The following is a 16303-nucleotide window of genomic DNA, read 5'->3' on the forward strand; positions in this document are numbered from 1 at the left end:
CTTAAATTTATGTCATTGCTGCGGTTCATCATAAAGATGACACGCAACAGAATGACCAGGTTTAACTTCTTTTAATTCTGGAACTATTGTCTTACATGCTTCTGTTGCAAATGGACATCTTTGTTGGAATAAACAACCATTCTTTGGTAGAGATTCTGCAACATCTCCTTGAATCAAGATTTGTTCCTTTTGATAAGTAGGGTCCGGTATTGGAACTGAAGAAAGCAACACTTTTGTATATGGATGTAACGGTTCCTCGTAAAGAGATTCGCATTCTGCTAATTCTACTAATCTTCCTAAATACATGACCCCTACACGATCACTAATGTGTCGTACAACACCTAAATCATGTGCAATAAATATATATGTTAGTTTCAAATCTTCTTGTAAGCGCTTCATTAGATTTAGAACTTGAGCCTGTATCGAAACGTCTAATGCTGACACTGGTTCATCAGCAATGATGAGTTTTGGATTTGTCATTAGAGCTCTTGCAATACCAATTCGCTGTCTTTGCCCACCGCTAAATTGGTGGGGATATCTTTTTGCATGGTACGAATTTAAACCAACGATTTGGAGAAATTCTTTTACCATTTCTTTTCGAACACTTTTATTTCCAATACCATGAACAATTAACGGTTCTTCTAATATTTGTTCAACAGTATGTCTTGGATTTAATGAAGCATAAGGGTCTTGGAACACCATTTGTAAATCTCTTCTTGCTTTCCGCATCTCACTTTTTGAGAGAGATGTTAGTTCAATGCCATTAAAATAGATTTTTCCATCCGTCGGCTCCAAAAGCCGCATAATCATTCTTCCTGTTGTGGACTTTCCACAGCCCGATTCCCCCACAATGCCCAGTGTCTCATCTTCATATACTTCAAACGAAACACCATCAACCGCTTTCACTACATCAGTTGTTTTTGAAAATCCCTTTTTTTTCTTGGGAAAATGTTTTTTTAATTGTTCAACTTTCAACAGCACGTTTGTCATAAACTGTCCCCTCCCCTTTTTCCAATAAGAAACATCTTGCCTTATGATTGGCTGAAACATCATATATTGGAGGATTTTCGTTAAAGCAACGTTCTTTCGCAAATTCACATCTTGGTGCAAATCGACATCCTACTTTTATTGAACCAGGTTTCGGCACTGCACCAGGAATTGAATAGAGCGTTTCTTTTTTCTCTCGCATATCTGGAACTGATTGAATTAATCCTCTTGTATATGGATGGCTCGGATTTTTAAATATTTCCATCACTGGTGCTTCTTCCACAATTTGTCCACTATACATAACAATTACTCGTTCACATATTTCCGCCACTACCCCTAAATCGTGGGTAATGAGCAGAACAGCTGAATTGAATTTTTTATTCAAGTCTTGCATTAGTTTCATAATTTGCGCTTGGATTGTTACATCCAAAGCGGTTGTCGGTTCATCAGCAATAACTAGTTTCGGATTACATGCCAAAGCCATCGCGATCATTACACGTTGTCTCATCCCCCCTGATAATTGATGGGGATATTCTTTCATCAATTCTTCTGCTCGACGAAGCCCAACAAGTTTCATCATTTCAATGGCATGATTGGCAGCCTTCTTTTTATCCCACTTATTATGTATTCGAATAGCCTCAATCAATTGGTTACCAATTGTATAGAGAGGATTTAGAGACGTCATTGGTTCTTGAAATATCATGGCAATATCTTTTCCACGAATCTTTCTCATTTCTTTTTCAGAAAGCTTCGTTAAGTCTTTGCCTTCAAGTAATATTTCACCTGATGTAATTTTTCCTGGAGGGTTTGGAACTAGTCCCATTATGGATAACGAGGTAACACTTTTCCCGCAACCAGATTCTCCAACAATTCCTAATATCTCTCCCTCATAAACTTTAAAATCTATATGATCTACTGCAGGAATTTTTCCGTCGTTAGTAAAAAACGTCGTTTCTAATCCTTTTACCTCTAACAACACTTTTCTTTCCATGTATTCACCCCATTTGTTTTTTGTAGCTTCGTGTTGAAAAATTGACTCATTTTACTTTTTACTTAGAATTTTCTGAAATAATATTGCAAAAAAAATTCGCTTGAATGAATGGCTTAGTTAATCATCCTTCTACCTTAAATCAAAAATACTACTAGTAAAAAAGTAGAATATCATAATATAATGATTTAATTTTAACAAATGCCAGATAAGAAAAAAAATTCCCTAAACTAAAAATTTTTCCATTTTACTAAACATTTTATACTTTTATATCTAACCTAGCAATATTTGTTTTATTACAGAAAATTTAGAATTATTCAATTTATTCAATCCGACAAAAGTTTTATTTTGTTTTTTGATCTATATAAGGTGATAAAGAAAATAAATATTTTTAGAGCATAACATTATTTTCAACATAAAAAACACCCAACCTCAATTAGTTGAGTGCAAAATCAATTATTCTAAATGTTGTATTTGGAATAAATCATGGTAAACTCCCTTTTTCACCATTAACGACTCATGAGTTCCTTCTTCAATTAGTTCACCATGATCGATAACAAATATTTTATCTGCATGGGTAATTGTTGAAAGACGGTGGGCAATAATGATTGTCGTTCTATCACTTGCCAAACGTTCCAAAGATTCCTGAATTAACGCTTCACTTTCTAAATCCAAAGCGGAAGTTGCTTCATCTAACACTAATATCGGAGGATTTTTTAAGAACACCCTTGCAATCGCGATGCGTTGTTTTTGACCTCCAGAAAGCTTCACACCTCGTTCTCCCACTTTTGTGTCATAGCCATTTGGCAAGGACATAATAAAATCATGAGCGTTTGCTGCTTTTGCTGCATCAACGACTTCTTCATCAGTTGCATCTGGTTTTCCCATTAAAATATTTTGTTTCACTGAATCGCTGAATAAAATATTGTCTTGCAATACAATCCCAATTTGCGAGCGCAATGATTTAATATCTACATCCCGCACATCTCGATCGTCAATTTTTACCGAACCACCCGTTACATCATAAAAGCGTGGAATGAGGCTAACAATCGTCGATTTTCCTCCACCGCTCATTCCTACAAACGCTGCTGTTTCTCCTGGTTGAATTGTAAAGTTTACATTTTTCAAGACTGGGTTTCCTTCTTCTTCATACTTAAATTCAACATTTTTAAACTCTACTTTCCCCGATACAGGTGGTAAAGGCAATGCATTCGATTTATTTTGAACATCATATTCTTCATCCATCAAACTAAACATTCGGTCCATGGAAGCAATGGATTGAGTAAGCGTTGTCGATGAGTTCACCAATCTTCTTAGCGGTGCATACAACCGTTCGATATAACCCATGAAGGCTGCCATTTCTCCGACAGAAAGTTGTCCATTAATGATTAAATATGATGCAAAACCAATCACTAATAATGGCGCAATATCCGTTATAGTGTTAACAACCGCAAAAGATTTTGCATTCCATCTTGTATGATCCAACGATTTTTCTAAAAACTCTCCATTTTCTTTATCAAAAATCTTTTGCTCATGTTCCTCAAGAGCAAAACTTTTTATGATGCTGATGCCGCTTACTCTTTCATGTAAATAGCTTTGTACATTTGCTAACGCTTGCGAACGTATTCTTGTTAATGCCCTTAGTCTTCCAAAAAAATATTTTACGCTAATTGCAAATAAAGGAAGAGAAATAATAGAAACAATTGTTAACTTCCAATTCATTGTTAACATGATTCCTATTACAATAAGAATCGTCGTCATATCAAGCCACAAGTTCATAAGACCAATCATCACGAAGTTTTTCGTTGATTCGACATCATTGATTACACGGGATATAATATCTCCTGCACGATGATTGGAATAATATTTCAAGCTTAATTTTTGCAAATGTACAAACAGTTTTTTTCGAATATCAAACAACACTTTATTGCTGACGTGTTGGGCAAAATATTGTCGGTAATATTCAACAGGTGGACGAATAATAAAGAAAATAATAATCGCTCCACCTAGCCAATAAACCAATTGCTCAATACGCTCGGCATTCGTTAATTCCGTATTTAATATAATATCATCGATTACAATTTTAGTTAAAAACGGAATAAATAAAGGAATAGCAAACTTAATAACTCCTATAATGAGGGTTAAAATGATTTCCCAATAATAGGGTTTTACAAATTGCATATATCTTCTAATACTATCCAAATATCGTCACATCCTTAATGCCACCCAAAGTTAGTTGAGTTCAAATTTTACTAATTGATATTTCATAAATATAACGTTTATATTTTACCACAATAAAAAGACGTCTCTTCATGTGAGACGCCATTGTTCGTTATTTATCGTTAGACCGCATGTCTTTATAAAATAAATAACGGTTTGTCCAAACTTCAATAAAGTCTTGGGCAAAAGGCCCTTTTTTTTGCTTTACCCAGCTCAACAATTTCGTTACATTTCGCTTTAAAATTTTATCAATTACTTCTGGATATCCCATTTCATTTTTATGTTGTTCATATTCATCTTCGTCTAATAATGTGTAAGATTTATCTGGAAATACTTTTATATCCAAGTCATAATCAATGTATTTAATTGCGTTATTGTCAAATACGAAAGGAGAACTCATGTTGCAGTAATAATAAACTCCATCTTCACGCAACATGCAAATAATATTAAACCAATGTTCTGCATGAAAATAACATATGGAAGGTTCCCTTGTAAGCCAAGTTCGACCATCCGCTTCCGTTACGAGCGTTCTGTCATTCGCTCCAATAATAATATTTTTCGTTCCTTTTAAAACCATCGTTTCATGCCAAACTCGGTGGATGCTTCCATTATGTTTATAACTATGTATTTGTATGGTTTCTCCTTCTTTCGGTACCGTCATTTTAGCCCCACCTTTACTCTTTCTCTATATACTCACGTTTATTATATCAATGTTTATAAAAACTTGTAGAAAATTACACATTCTTTATTTATTATATTTAGAAATTTCCTTTTTTTCTATTTAAAGTGTCGTAAAATTACATAAAAGCTGTGTGACAATAAGCTACAAATACAAAAATAAGGTATAGACAGACGTCTATACCTGGAAGTGAAATTTATTCACTCATTGAATAATACCTTATTTGTTGTTATTGCGGTTGTTGTTTTGTTGGTTTTGTTGATTTTGTTGTTGTTTATTTTGTTGATCTTGACGAGTTTGTTGAAAATCTTGTTCTTGAGCAAACTCCTCTTGGTTATTTTTGTTGCGATTTTTTGCCATGAATGTTCACCTCCACGCTAGATATTGTGGACAGATGAACAGGTTATTATTCCAAAGGTTTAAAAATATATTGTTTCAAGAAATTCTTAATTTTTATCATTGGAACAGGAAGTGGTAATTCCTCAATTTCTTTTAATGTTACGAACTGAACCATGTCTCCTAATGGTCCAATTTCTTTTGCTTCTACTAAATGACATCGTAAATTCCAAATGAGATGTGAAAATACATGTTTTTGTTCAAAAAAATCTTCTTCCAATACTTTTGTAATTTTAACATTGTATGTTTTTTCAAAAGATTTCCCTGTTTCTTCAGGTGATTTTTCCACAAAAATCATCGGAAATTGCCACATATTTGCAAGCAAGCCATCACTATGTCGTCTTTCAAATAAGACTTTCCCATCATTCACTGCGATGTAAACATCGTAATATTCGTTTTTTACTTTTGTTTTCTTCGACTTTATTGGCAACTGGTCTGCGTCACCTTCCATAAAACTGACACAATATTCTCTAACAGGACAAAGTAAACATTTTGGAGAAGTCGGAGTACAAATCATCGCTCCCAAATCCATTAATGCTTGATTAAAATCGCCTGGGTATACAGGATGAATAAGTTGTTCGACAGCTTTTTCAAATGTTTTGCGAGTTTTTGGAAGGGCAATATCTTCTGTTATATGTAAAACTCGGCTCAACACACGCATGACATTTCCGTCGACTGCGTGTTCTGGAAGATTATACGCAATGCTTAATATCGCTCCAGCAGTATAGGAACCTATACCTTTTAATTGTTGTAAATCATGGCGATTGTTCGGAACAATACCCCCGTATTTTTCTACAACTTCTTTAACGCCGCTTTGTAAATTACGTGCTCTTGAATAATATCCTAAGCCTTCCCACATTTTTAATAATTCTTCTTCATCGGCATATGCTAAAGCTTCAATGGAAGGATATTTCTCTATAAAACGATGATAATAAGGAATAACCGTATCAACTCTTGTTTGTTGAAGCATCACTTCTGATACCCAAATTTTATATGGATCTTTCGTACGTCTCCAAGGTAAATCTCTTTTTTCACGGTGAAACCATTCGACAAGACTTTGTCGAAATTGTTGCGAATATGGATATTTCACTAGTACCTCCTACCAGTTTTCGATTTTAATTTTATTTAAAAGGGTATAATATAGTTATATAAATTTTGCATTTATTTTTAAAAAGTGTAGTCCTCCGATTATAAGGAGTTGATTTGGATGGATACAGGTACACATCTTGTCATGGGCATTGCGCTCGGAGGCTTATCTTTAATGGATCCAGTTGTTGCAAATCATAGCGTTACATTTGCAGCCGTTTTAACTGGGACGATTGTTGGTTCCCAAGCACCCGATGTAGATACTGTGTTGAAACTTCGCAATAATGCGGTTTATATAAGACACCATCGTGGCATTACCCACTCCACTCCTGCAGTCATTCTTTGGCCTATTGGAATTACCGCAATTGTATCACTCATTTTCCAAGACGCCAATGTACTACATCTTTGGCTATGGACATTTCTTGCCGTCTTTTTGCATGTATTTGTCGATATATTTAATGCTTACGGAACTCAAGCATTACGCCCCTTTTCAAGAAAGTGGGTCGCCCTAGGTGTCATCAATACATTTGATTCATATATTTTTGGTATCCACTGTATTGGAATAATTTTATGGGCTTTAGGTTCAAACCCGGTAATAATCTTCTCCATTATGTATTTCATCATCATCGGTTATTATATTTTAAGATTTTTACTTCAACAATCTGTCAAAAATGCCGTTCGTAAAACGATTCCAGATGCAAAAATCATCATTGTTGCCCCAACGATGCGTTTTTTCACTTGGCGGGTTGCTGCAAAATCTGAAACGCATTACTATGTAGGACGAGCATTTGGAAGAACGATTAATATATACGATAAATTTAAAATTCGTCCTCTACCACAAACGCCATTGGTGGAAAAAGCATTGAATGATCCAAATTTATCTGCTTTTTTATCGTTCTCGCCAATTTATCATTGGGACATTTCTGAACTAGAAAATGGTCTTACAGAAGTTCGATTAGTCGATTTAAGATATCGAAGTAATGAACATTACCCTTTTGTTGCGGTAGCTCATTTGGATGAAGATTTAAACATTATTACTTCTTATACCGGTTGGATTTACAGTGAAGACAAACTACAACGAAAATTGCAGATTGGTGCAAGTGATTGAAATTGAAGTGGTCTTTTGAAAAATCATTATGAGACGGCTCACCTGCGACAAAGAAACTTGCTTCGACTAATATTTATAAAAATCATGATTTGAGGGTGTCTAGAAAGCTTTCGACTTTCAAGACACCCCTTTTCATTACTGTTCTTCCAATAAATGTGCATATTTCGGGTTACGTCCTGCAAATTCATGGATTTTATCGCCATAACTTTCAATCCATTGGCGAATAATTCTTTCTGTATATTCTGCACCACGATAGACATAACCAGCTTTTGCATATGTTGCTTCAAAATCAGACCATAATAATTCAATCCAAGTGCGAGCTTTGTTTTCAGATAAAAACGGATTTTTTTCTAATAATTCTTTCGTCAATTTATCAATAAGTGTGTATGCGTCCATATTATTCCCTCGCTTTCAATGGTGAGAGCATGGAAATAGGTAACGCTTCTTCAAAATTTTCACCGTTTAATCGGAAACCCCATGCAAAGCGTCCTTTTAAATATTCTACTTTGAAATATTCCCCAGGAGCACCATCAATTCTGTAAATCTCACCAGGCTTAATAAGTGACGGATCCATTAAATACGCTTGAGCCATAAGCGCTTTTCTTTCGTAAACCGCAAACTCATTGACGATTCCTAATTGTTCTGCTTTTCTTGCTTTTTCCTTAAGGTTTGCTATTTCCTGTCTCAATTCTTCTGGAGTCATTTGAGCATAAGTTTTTTTCATTCCTTCTCCCTCTTTTCATCGATAAATCGCTCGATTATCTCTAATGGAAATCCTTTTTGATACAGGGCTTGTTTTACTTTTAATTCAAGTTGCTTGTCTTCATATTTCCGAACATATTTATTCCAAATTTTCTCACCTTGTATGGTAATTAATTCGTACCATTCATCATCTTCTCGCTCTAATTGAATTTGGTCAAGTATTTCATTCACAATTTCAAAAGAATATCCTTTTCGAATTAATACGTCCTGTATTTTTTGCTTTATTTGGGTAGGTGTTTTATTGCTATTCATCTTCACTGTTTTTTCAGCTAACTGCATCGCTAATTGCATTTGTTCTTCATATGTAAATGATTTTAATGTTTTTTCGAGCGTTTTTTTATCAATTCCTTTTTTTATTAAGTCTTGCTTTATAGCCATTGGACCTTTTTTTGCAGTTTTTTTCCTTGTTTCAAGCAATGCTTTTGAATACGTTTCATCATTGAGGAAACCTAATTTTTCAAGTTTCCGAATTGCTTCGAGTACAACTGATTCGCCAAAGCCCGCATTAAGCAACTTTTTTTTCACCTCATATTCACTTCGCATTTGATAGCTTAAATATGATACTGCTCGATTAAAGGCTTTCGCAATTTCATCCTCATATGCAATTTCATCAATTTCAAATGAATCGAGTAATTTCCCTTTTGTTAAGCCAAACTTAATTAAAGTGGATTCATCTACTGAAAAGGCAAATTCTTCATTTAAATATATATTGTATCGCTCTTTATTATTTTTTTGACGGGTGATTTTTGTAATTACTTGCATTGAAACACTCCTCGTTTTTAGTATACACAAAATCCCGAAACGTTCATATGATTTGGGATATTTGCCATTCGATATAAGTCGCATAAACACTTTCTTTTTGCACAATCTAAGGCAAAAAGGAGAGGAGGTAGCAAGTTGAAATGGATCAATATTGCCCTGGCCATTGTTTTGTTATTTAGTATCCCAGCACCTCAAGCATTCGCAAAAGAATACCATTGGGGTTTTACAAAATCGAAAAATGGAAATCCCCCAGATGTTGGTGCAGAGTTTGAAGGTTTATTAAAAAACTACGGTGCGTTATATAGAGGAAATCCAGAGAAAAAAGTAATTTATTTAACTTTCGATAACGGATTTGAAGCAGGTTATACGGAAAAAATACTCGATACATTAAAGAAAGAAGATGTGAAAGCAACCTTTTTCTTAACGGGACATTATTTAACAAGTGCATCGGATTTAGTGAAGAGAATGGTTAAAGATGGGCATACTATCGGGAACCATTCAGATAAGCATCCGAACATGGCTAGATTATCTCGCGAAGGAATGCTAAGAGAATGGCAAAATTTTGATAAGAAATTAAAAGAGATTACGGGTATTAATCGTACTTATTATGTTCGACCACCTGAAGGAATTTTTAATACTGAATTGTTAGAAGTAGGCAATGAAAATGGCTATACTCACATCTTTTGGTCCATTGCTTTCAGAGATTGGGATACCGATCAAAAGAAAGGTGCAGAATACGCATACAACGAGTTAATCAGTCAGCTGCATCCCGGAGCTATCATATTAATGCATACGGTTGCTGAACATAATGCTGATGCATTGCCGGATTTTATAAAAGAAGCTAAAAAACAGGGTTATACTTTTGGAACCTTGGACGATCTTGTATTTGATCATTTAGTTGATGATTATTTATGGGGGAAAGCTTCTTAATATAATTTGTGGAACCCATTTTAAAATGGGTTCCTTTTACAATGCTTGCTTGTGCAGATAATTTCATTACTTGTGCGGATACAACTTTGCTATTATACCTGTAAAGTTTACACATTAAAGCGCCCATAAGATGAGCATAATAAATATAAAATGTGGGAATTTATTGGGTTTATTAAAAAGCCACAGCGTAGCTGCAATGCCATTGACACCTACCACGATTCTTAGTACTTGGTGGATGGGGTCGGGGCCCCGCCAACAAGTACTTAGAATCGATTTGTCCGTAGTACAATGACAAACGGAGTGAGCGCAAGGAGCTATTTTTTGAGATCATCTGCAATCTACAATCACTACGGACAATCAGGTAGGTGTCAATGGTGGCGTACTTCGTACATGAATGGAGGATATGGAAATGGCGAAAAAATATCGATATTACACATTTGAATTCAAAAAACAAGTCATTGAAAAATATTTCGAAGGGTATTCTTCCACAGAGGTAGCTAAAATATATAACATTCATCGGAGAAGAGTCTCTGAATGGGTGAAAATTGTGAAAGAAGGAGGCTATGAAGCTCTCTTAACCAAAAGAGAAAAAGTAGCTAAACAGAAACAGTCGCCTGTTGAAAAATCTTTGGAAGAAAAATATCTTCTATTACAGTTGGAGAACGAATACTTAAAAAAGTTGTTAGATCTAAGAAAGGGGTGAATGATAAAGAACAACAATTTGCCTTTATTCACGCTTACGCAGAACAATATCCGATTTCTATTTTAGCGGAAATCGCCAATGTATCCCGTGCGGGTTATTATAAATGGTTAAAGAGAAATGGAGAAAAACATCGTGATCAAATTGATGAACGGTTAATCCCTTATATCCTAAAGGTGTTTAACGATCACCGTGGTACTGTGGGGAGAAAACGAATCAAAATTGAATTGGAAAGACAATATGGGTTAGTCATCAATGAAAAACGGATTGCCCGTTTAATGAGGAAATATGGATTGGTATGCAAAATTCGCCAAAAGAAATTTAGATATCGTCCAAGTGTTCATGGAAAAATTCCCAATCTTCTTAGCCGTAACTTCAAAGCCATTCGAGAAGGAGTAAAGTTTTCCATTGATATTACGTATATTCGCGTGAAAAGAGGACGTCAAAAATGGGTATATCTCTGTGCCATTAAAGACTTATTTAATGAGGAAATCGTGGCTTATTCAATGGGGACAAGTTTGGAAATGAAATTAGTGTATCGCGCCTTAGAAATGCTTAAAAAAAGGGGATATAGTAAAGGAGCGATTCTCCATAGTGACCAAGGCACTCACTTTACTAATCCCGATTATCAAGAGTATCTCCGTGAGATGGAGATAACTCAATCCATGTCCCGCAGAGGCAACTGCTGGGACAATGCCTGCATTGAAAATTTCTTTAGTCATCTGAAGGTTGAACTTGGATGTTTTAGTCAACCCGAAACTGTACGAGAAATTTACGAAGCAGTAGAAAACTATATTAATTATTATAACACCAAACGTATCGTAACTAAACTAAAAATGAGCCCGATGGAATATAGAACAAAAGCAGCATAAATTTGGATTAATACGGGGCGGATAAAAATGTCTACTTGACAGGAGCATGAGCATCCCTTCTTGTGCGGATACAACTCTTGCTTGTGTAAAAAAATCTCGCTTATGCAGTTACCTCCACCGCTAATGCGTATACAACCCCTTCTCTTGCAGATAACTCTTCCACTTGTGCAAATACCCTCAACTTTAGAAATAAAATCCTTCAACTTATAAAATCTACCTAATAAAAAAGCTGCCTAGAAAGTTTTCCTCTCCAAACAGCTTTTCATCTATTATTTAAACATCTTTTTCAAATTCGCCATTTCAATCGCAGAAACAGCTGCATCATAACCTTTATTTCCAGCTTTCGTTCCAGCGCGTTCAATCGCTTGTTCAATATTTTCCGTTGTAACAATTCCGAAAATGACTGGCACATTTGTTTGCAGAGAAACTTGTGCAATGCCTTTTGCTGCTTCATTACATACATAATCGTAATGAGTTGTAGAACCACGAATAACCGTTCCTAAGCCGATTACCGCATCATACTCGCCAGTTTCAGCCATTTGTTTTGCAATAAACGGTATTTCAAAAGCACCCGGTACCCACGCCACATCAATATTTTCTTCATCCACTCCATGGCGCTTCAATCCATCCATTGCGCCATCTAGCAATTTACTTGTAATAAATTCGTTAAATCTTCCTACTACAATGCCAATTTTCAGCCCTGTTCCAACTAAATTTGCTTCAAATATTTTTCCCATTTCCAACTACTCCCTCTTCTAAAATGTAAATACAATATCTTTGTTTAAATAAAATGATGCATTTTTTCTCTTTTTGTTTTTAAATAAAAAGCATTAGCATTATTCGGTTCGATTTTAATTGGCACACGTTCCACAACTTGGATGCCATATTTCTCGATACCTTCAATTTTTTCTGGATTGTTCGTCATTAATCGAATTTTTGTAATGCCTAAGTCTTTTAACATTTGTGCACTTAATGCATAATCTCTCAACTCTGCAGGAAACCCAAGTTTCAGATTGGCTTCAACCGTATCAAAACCTTGTTCCTGTAATGCATATGCTTTGAGCTTATTAATTAATCCGATGCCGCGTCCTTCTTGTTGCATATATAATAGAACGCCTTTTCCTTCCTTCTCTATCATCTCTAATGACTTTTCTAACTGTGGACCACAATCGCAACGTTTTGAATGAAAAACATCTCCCGTTAAACAAGCTGAATGAATTCGTACAAGCGGTGTTTCTCCTTCATGGATATCCCCTTTTACTAATGCCACATGTTCCAATCCATCAACATCATTTTCATAACCAATCATTCGAAAATTTCCGAATGTTGTCGGCATATTTACTGATGCTGCCCGACTTACAACCACTTCATTTCGGAAACGATAACGAACTAATTCCTCAATTGAAATAATTTTTAAATCATGTGCTTTTGCGAATTTCAATAAATCATCGAGGCGAGACATTTTTCCGTCATCCCCCATAATTTCGCAAATCACACCCGCAGGAAATGATCCTGCAATCCTAGCTAGATCAACTGCAGCCTCTGTATGCCCTTGTCTTTCCAATACTCCATTTTTCTTGGCGATAAGCGGAAAAACATGTCCTGGTCTGCGAAAATCTTCTTTTTTCGCATCATCATCTATCATTTTTAAAATCGTTGTTGAACGCTCATATGCACTAATGCCTGTTGTCGTGCTAATATGGTCGATACTAACGGTAAATGCTGTTTGATGATTGTCTGTATTATTTGCAACCATTGCATGTAAATCCAATTTTTGTGCCAATTCTTCTATGATGGGCGTACAAATTAAACCTCGGCCGTATGTCGCCATAAAATTGATAGTCTCTGGTGTTGCATGCTCTGCTAAAGCCACTAAATCCCCTTCGTTTTCCCGATTTTCATCATCCACAACGATGATGGTTTTCCCCTTTTTCAATTCTTCAATTGCTTCCTCGATCGTGTTCAACATTAAAACCACCATCCTTAAAATCCTTTTTGAGTTAAAAACTCTAACGTAATTTTTGATTCTTCTTTTTGATTGATTTTCTTTAAATGATGTAACACGTATTTTCCCAACATATCCGTCTCAATATTCACTTGATCGCCAATCCCTTTCATTCCTAAAATCGTTTCTGAATACGTATGAGGAATGAGAGAAATTGTGACGCTTGTATCACTAACTCCAAAAATCGTCAAACTTGTCCCGTCAATCGTAATGGATCCTTTAGGAATACATTGTTCTAACAGTTCTTTCGGCATCTCAATTTCGTAATACACTGCATTGGATACCGGCTTTTTGCTGCGAATCGTTCCTACTCCATCCACATGACCCGACACAATATGACCACCAAAACGTCCACCAGCTGCCATTGCCCTTTCTAAATTGACATAGTCTCCTTTTTTTAACTGATGAATCGTTGTGGCTTTTACAGTTTCCGGCATGACATCTACCGTCATTTCATCTTTTGTTAAATGAGTAACTGTTAGACAAACGCCATTGACAGCAATACTGTCTCCTAAAGACGCATCTGACACAATTTTTGGAGAATGAATAACGATTTTCATACTTTTTTCGTCTTTTTGAATAGCAGTGACAATTCCTTTGTCTTCAATTAAGCCAGTAAACATGTAAATCCCCCTCATTCTTTTAATAAAAGCAAAAACCCCATTAAGCGAAAACTTAACGGGGTTGGGAGAATGATGAATTTTTAGGCATGACAAAAAAGCCTGTGTACAGGCAAATTTTTCACGTATACCTAAATAAAAACTCCCGCTTATATGCGGGAGATAGGATGTAAAAAAGGGTATACTAAACTAGCCCATTAACTAACGATTAATGGGTATTTTTTACAAACCATCCTTCTCCCATCCAGACTTTCACTGTCGGCTTTGGATTCTCACCAAATCCTGCTCCAAAAGAGCTCGCGGGCTTAGAAGCATTGCTTCATCACCGCCGATTGGGAATTTCACCCGACCCCGAAGGATATAAAAATATTTAATTATCTATAACAATAACACTTATTTCGGAGAAAATCCACATAATCAACTGATTTATTATCTTGCACTAATCATACATATGCAATTTTACCTATCCTTATTCGATTGCTATAATATTTGAAGATTGAATAAAGGACGTGAAATGATGTCTGAAAAAGTGCAAATCGAAATCGGTCAAAAATTTCCATTAACAATTAAACGACTTGGAATCAATGGTGAAGGTGTCGGCTTTTTCAAGCGGAATGTTGTATTCGTAAAAGGAGCACTTCCTGGTGAAGTCGTCACAGCAAAAGTTTCAAAAATCCATAAAAATTTTGCCGAGGCGGAAATTGTGCGAATTAGAGAAACTTCAAAAAATCGCATAACCCCTCCATGCAAAATTTATGAGCAATGTGGGGGATGCCAATTACAACACTTATCATACGAAGGACAGTTAAAAGAAAAGCGTGATATCGTTATTCAAGCTTTAGAAAAATATGTACCACAGATTGCTGAAAATGCAGAAATACGTATTACTATTGGAATGGACAATCCATGGCATTATCGAAATAAAAGCTCTTTCCAGGTACGAAAAAATGGTAGCTATGTTTCTGCCGGATTGTTCGTCGAAGGCACGAATAAACTCTTAAATATCAATGATTGCATCGTACAACATCCTGTAACAACAAAAATTACTGTCGGCATCCGAAAGCTTTTACAAAAACTGAACATTCCAATCTATGATGGAAAATCAAAAGGATTTGTTCGCACCATTGTCGTTCGTACAGGTATTCAAACAGGAGAAACACAAGTTTGCCTTGTTACGACGAAAAAAGAAATTCCTAAAAAAGCGGAATTAGTACAAGGCATAAAAAATTTGGATTCAAGCATTGTTTCCATCACTCAAAATATCAACCCTTCAAAAACTTCCTTGATTTTTGGGGATGATACCATTGTACTTGACGGCAAAGAGACGATACACGAAAAATTAGGAGAACTTGCTTTTGACTTATCTTCCCGTGCATTTTTCCAACTCAATCCAAAACAAACCGTTGTTTTATATGATGAAATCAAAAAAGCCGCGGGGTTAACTGGCAAAGAAACAGTTGTAGATGCCTATTGTGGTGTCGGAACAATCGGTTTATGGCTTGCGAAAGATGCAAAAGAAGTACGTGGAATGGATATCGTTCCTGAGTCCATTGAAGATGCTAAAAAAAATGCACAAAACCACGGATTTACTCATGCCAAATACTATAACGGTCCAGCAGAAGAGTGGCTTAAGAAATGGGCGAAAGAAGGATTTGTACCAGACGTTGTAACGGTCGATCCACCTCGTACTGGTCTTGCACCAAGTTTTATTAAAACCGTATTAAAAATTAAACCAAAACGATTCGTCTATACTTCTTGCAACCCATCCACTTTCGCAAGGGATTTAAAAGAATTATCTAGGCTATACACCGTTGAATACATCCAACCAGTTGATATGTTCCCTCAGACAGCTCGGGTTGAAATAGTATCGAAATTAACTTTAAAAAAATAAGTGCTAGAAAAAGGGAGGACGGCTGAAAAATAATTTTAAGCCACCTCCTTTTTTAACTGACGTTAACACTTTCGTTACAAATAAATTGCGACGAAGCGGCGCGTTTAATGTGACCCCCATAGAAAAAAGAAATATGTAGATCATAAAGAATTTGGCTATTATTTTATTTGAATTGACTATTATCTCAGACGAATTGGCTATTATCTTTTTGGGTTTGACTATTATCTCATCTCTGCTGATGCGAATTTTTGGCTTTGGCTATTATTTTATCTAGGTTGACTATTATCTCGGACGAGT

The 16303-nt window shown here is 35.6% G+C and carries 17 protein-coding genes and 1 riboswitch; of the genes, 5 read left to right on the forward strand and 12 right to left on the reverse strand.

Annotated features, from left to right (window positions below; all coding sequences use genetic code 11):
* Positions 1-12: 12 nt before the first annotated feature.
* The 6 genes from NST98_RS09325 to mutY form a co-directional block, all read right to left on the reverse strand.
* The gene (locus NST98_RS09325; RefSeq protein ID WP_340714987.1) at positions 13-990 is read right to left on the reverse strand and encodes an ABC transporter ATP-binding protein; all 978 of its coding nucleotides are present in this window, start codon (positions 988-990) and stop codon (positions 13-15) included.
* Positions 965-1978, reverse strand: coding sequence for an ABC transporter ATP-binding protein (locus NST98_RS09330; protein ID WP_340714988.1), 1014 nt, complete (start codon positions 1976-1978; stop codon positions 965-967). The genes NST98_RS09325 and NST98_RS09330 overlap by 26 nt, the downstream gene beginning before the upstream one ends.
* 453 nt (positions 1979-2431) lie before the next feature.
* Positions 2432-4156, reverse strand: a complete 1725-nt coding sequence (locus tag NST98_RS09335; protein ID WP_340714989.1) for an ABC transporter ATP-binding protein — start codon at positions 4154-4156, stop codon at positions 2432-2434.
* Between the two features lie 151 nt (positions 4157-4307).
* Entirely contained in the window at positions 4308-4856 is a 549-nt protein-coding gene (ntdP, locus tag NST98_RS09340) for a nucleoside tri-diphosphate phosphatase (protein WP_016837863.1), read from the reverse strand.
* A 237-nt stretch (positions 4857-5093) separates the two neighbouring features.
* Positions 5094-5234, reverse strand: a complete 141-nt coding sequence (locus NST98_RS09345) for a hypothetical protein (RefSeq protein ID WP_016837864.1) — start codon at positions 5232-5234, stop codon at positions 5094-5096.
* 46 nt (positions 5235-5280) lie between these two features.
* Positions 5281-6360, reverse strand: coding sequence for an A/G-specific adenine glycosylase (gene mutY / locus NST98_RS09350; protein ID WP_340714990.1), 1080 nt, complete (start codon positions 6358-6360; stop codon positions 5281-5283).
* A gap of 117 nt (positions 6361-6477) precedes the next feature.
* Between mutY and NST98_RS09355 the strand changes: the two genes are divergently transcribed.
* On the forward strand, positions 6478-7464 hold the full coding sequence (locus tag NST98_RS09355) for a metal-dependent hydrolase (protein ID WP_340714991.1): 987 nt from the start codon (positions 6478-6480) through the stop codon (positions 7462-7464).
* A 135-nt stretch (positions 7465-7599) separates the two neighbouring features.
* Here NST98_RS09355 and NST98_RS09360 read toward each other — a convergent pair whose 3' ends face one another.
* Genes NST98_RS09360 through recX form a run of 3 tightly spaced genes read right to left on the reverse strand, consistent with a single transcriptional unit; the run spans position 7600 to position 8988 of the window.
* Positions 7600-7860 (reverse strand): YfhJ family protein, encoded by a 261-nt coding sequence (locus NST98_RS09360; RefSeq protein ID WP_339287958.1) that lies wholly within the window; start codon positions 7858-7860, stop codon positions 7600-7602.
* A 1-nt stretch (position 7861) separates the two neighbouring features.
* Complete coding sequence (locus NST98_RS09365) at positions 7862-8188, reverse strand: YfhH family protein (protein WP_016837868.1); 327 nt, start codon at positions 8186-8188, stop codon at positions 7862-7864.
* Positions 8185-8988 carry a recombination regulator RecX gene (recX, locus tag NST98_RS09370; RefSeq protein WP_340714992.1) on the reverse strand — a complete coding sequence of 268 codons (804 nt, stop codon included), beginning with the start codon at positions 8986-8988 and terminating at the stop codon, positions 8185-8187. The genes NST98_RS09365 and recX overlap by 4 nt, the downstream gene beginning before the upstream one ends.
* A gap of 135 nt (positions 8989-9123) precedes the next feature.
* On the opposite strand from recX, the gene NST98_RS09375 reads away from it, so the two are divergent.
* The 3 genes from NST98_RS09375 to NST98_RS09385 all read left to right on the forward strand — a co-directional run bounded on the left by NST98_RS09375 (position 9124) and on the right by NST98_RS09385 (position 11490).
* Positions 9124-9918 (forward strand): polysaccharide deacetylase family protein, encoded by a 795-nt coding sequence (locus NST98_RS09375; protein ID WP_445684036.1) that lies wholly within the window; start codon positions 9124-9126, stop codon positions 9916-9918.
* Positions 9919-10327: 409 nt separating this feature from the next.
* On the forward strand, positions 10328-10621 hold the full coding sequence (locus NST98_RS09380) for a helix-turn-helix domain-containing protein (protein WP_172597841.1): 294 nt from the start codon (positions 10328-10330) through the stop codon (positions 10619-10621).
* Positions 10618-11490, forward strand: coding sequence for an IS3 family transposase (locus NST98_RS09385; RefSeq protein ID WP_096550742.1), 873 nt, complete (start codon positions 10618-10620; stop codon positions 11488-11490). Before NST98_RS09380 ends, NST98_RS09385 begins: the two co-directional genes overlap by 4 nt.
* A 269-nt stretch (positions 11491-11759) precedes the next feature.
* Here NST98_RS09385 and ribH read toward each other — a convergent pair whose 3' ends face one another.
* The 3 genes from ribH to ribE are packed head-to-tail and all read right to left on the reverse strand — an operon-like array spanning position 11760 to position 14118.
* A complete protein-coding gene (ribH, locus tag NST98_RS09390; RefSeq protein ID WP_026019034.1) occupies positions 11760-12227 on the reverse strand; it encodes a 6,7-dimethyl-8-ribityllumazine synthase in 468 nt (155 codons plus the stop codon).
* A 44-nt stretch (positions 12228-12271) separates the two neighbouring features.
* On the reverse strand, positions 12272-13459 hold the full coding sequence (locus NST98_RS09395; protein WP_016837872.1) for a bifunctional 3,4-dihydroxy-2-butanone-4-phosphate synthase/GTP cyclohydrolase II: 1188 nt from the start codon (positions 13457-13459) through the stop codon (positions 12272-12274).
* 14 nt (positions 13460-13473) lie between these two features.
* A complete protein-coding gene (gene ribE / locus NST98_RS09400) occupies positions 13474-14118 on the reverse strand; it encodes a riboflavin synthase (protein WP_016837873.1) in 645 nt (214 codons plus the stop codon).
* Between the two features lie 225 nt (positions 14119-14343).
* Positions 14344-14478, reverse strand: a riboswitch (FMN riboswitch).
* 154 nt (positions 14479-14632) lie between these two features.
* On the opposite strand from ribE, the gene rlmD reads away from it, so the two are divergent.
* Positions 14633-16006 (forward strand): 23S rRNA (uracil(1939)-C(5))-methyltransferase RlmD, encoded by a 1374-nt coding sequence (gene rlmD, locus NST98_RS09405; protein ID WP_340715711.1) that lies wholly within the window; start codon positions 14633-14635, stop codon positions 16004-16006.
* Positions 16007-16303 lie beyond the last annotated feature (297 nt).

Origin of the sequence: Ureibacillus sp. FSL W8-0352, from assembly GCF_038004345.1 — a bacterium.
GTDB classification, from domain to species: Bacteria; Bacillota; Bacilli; order Bacillales_A; family Planococcaceae; genus Ureibacillus; species Ureibacillus thermosphaericus.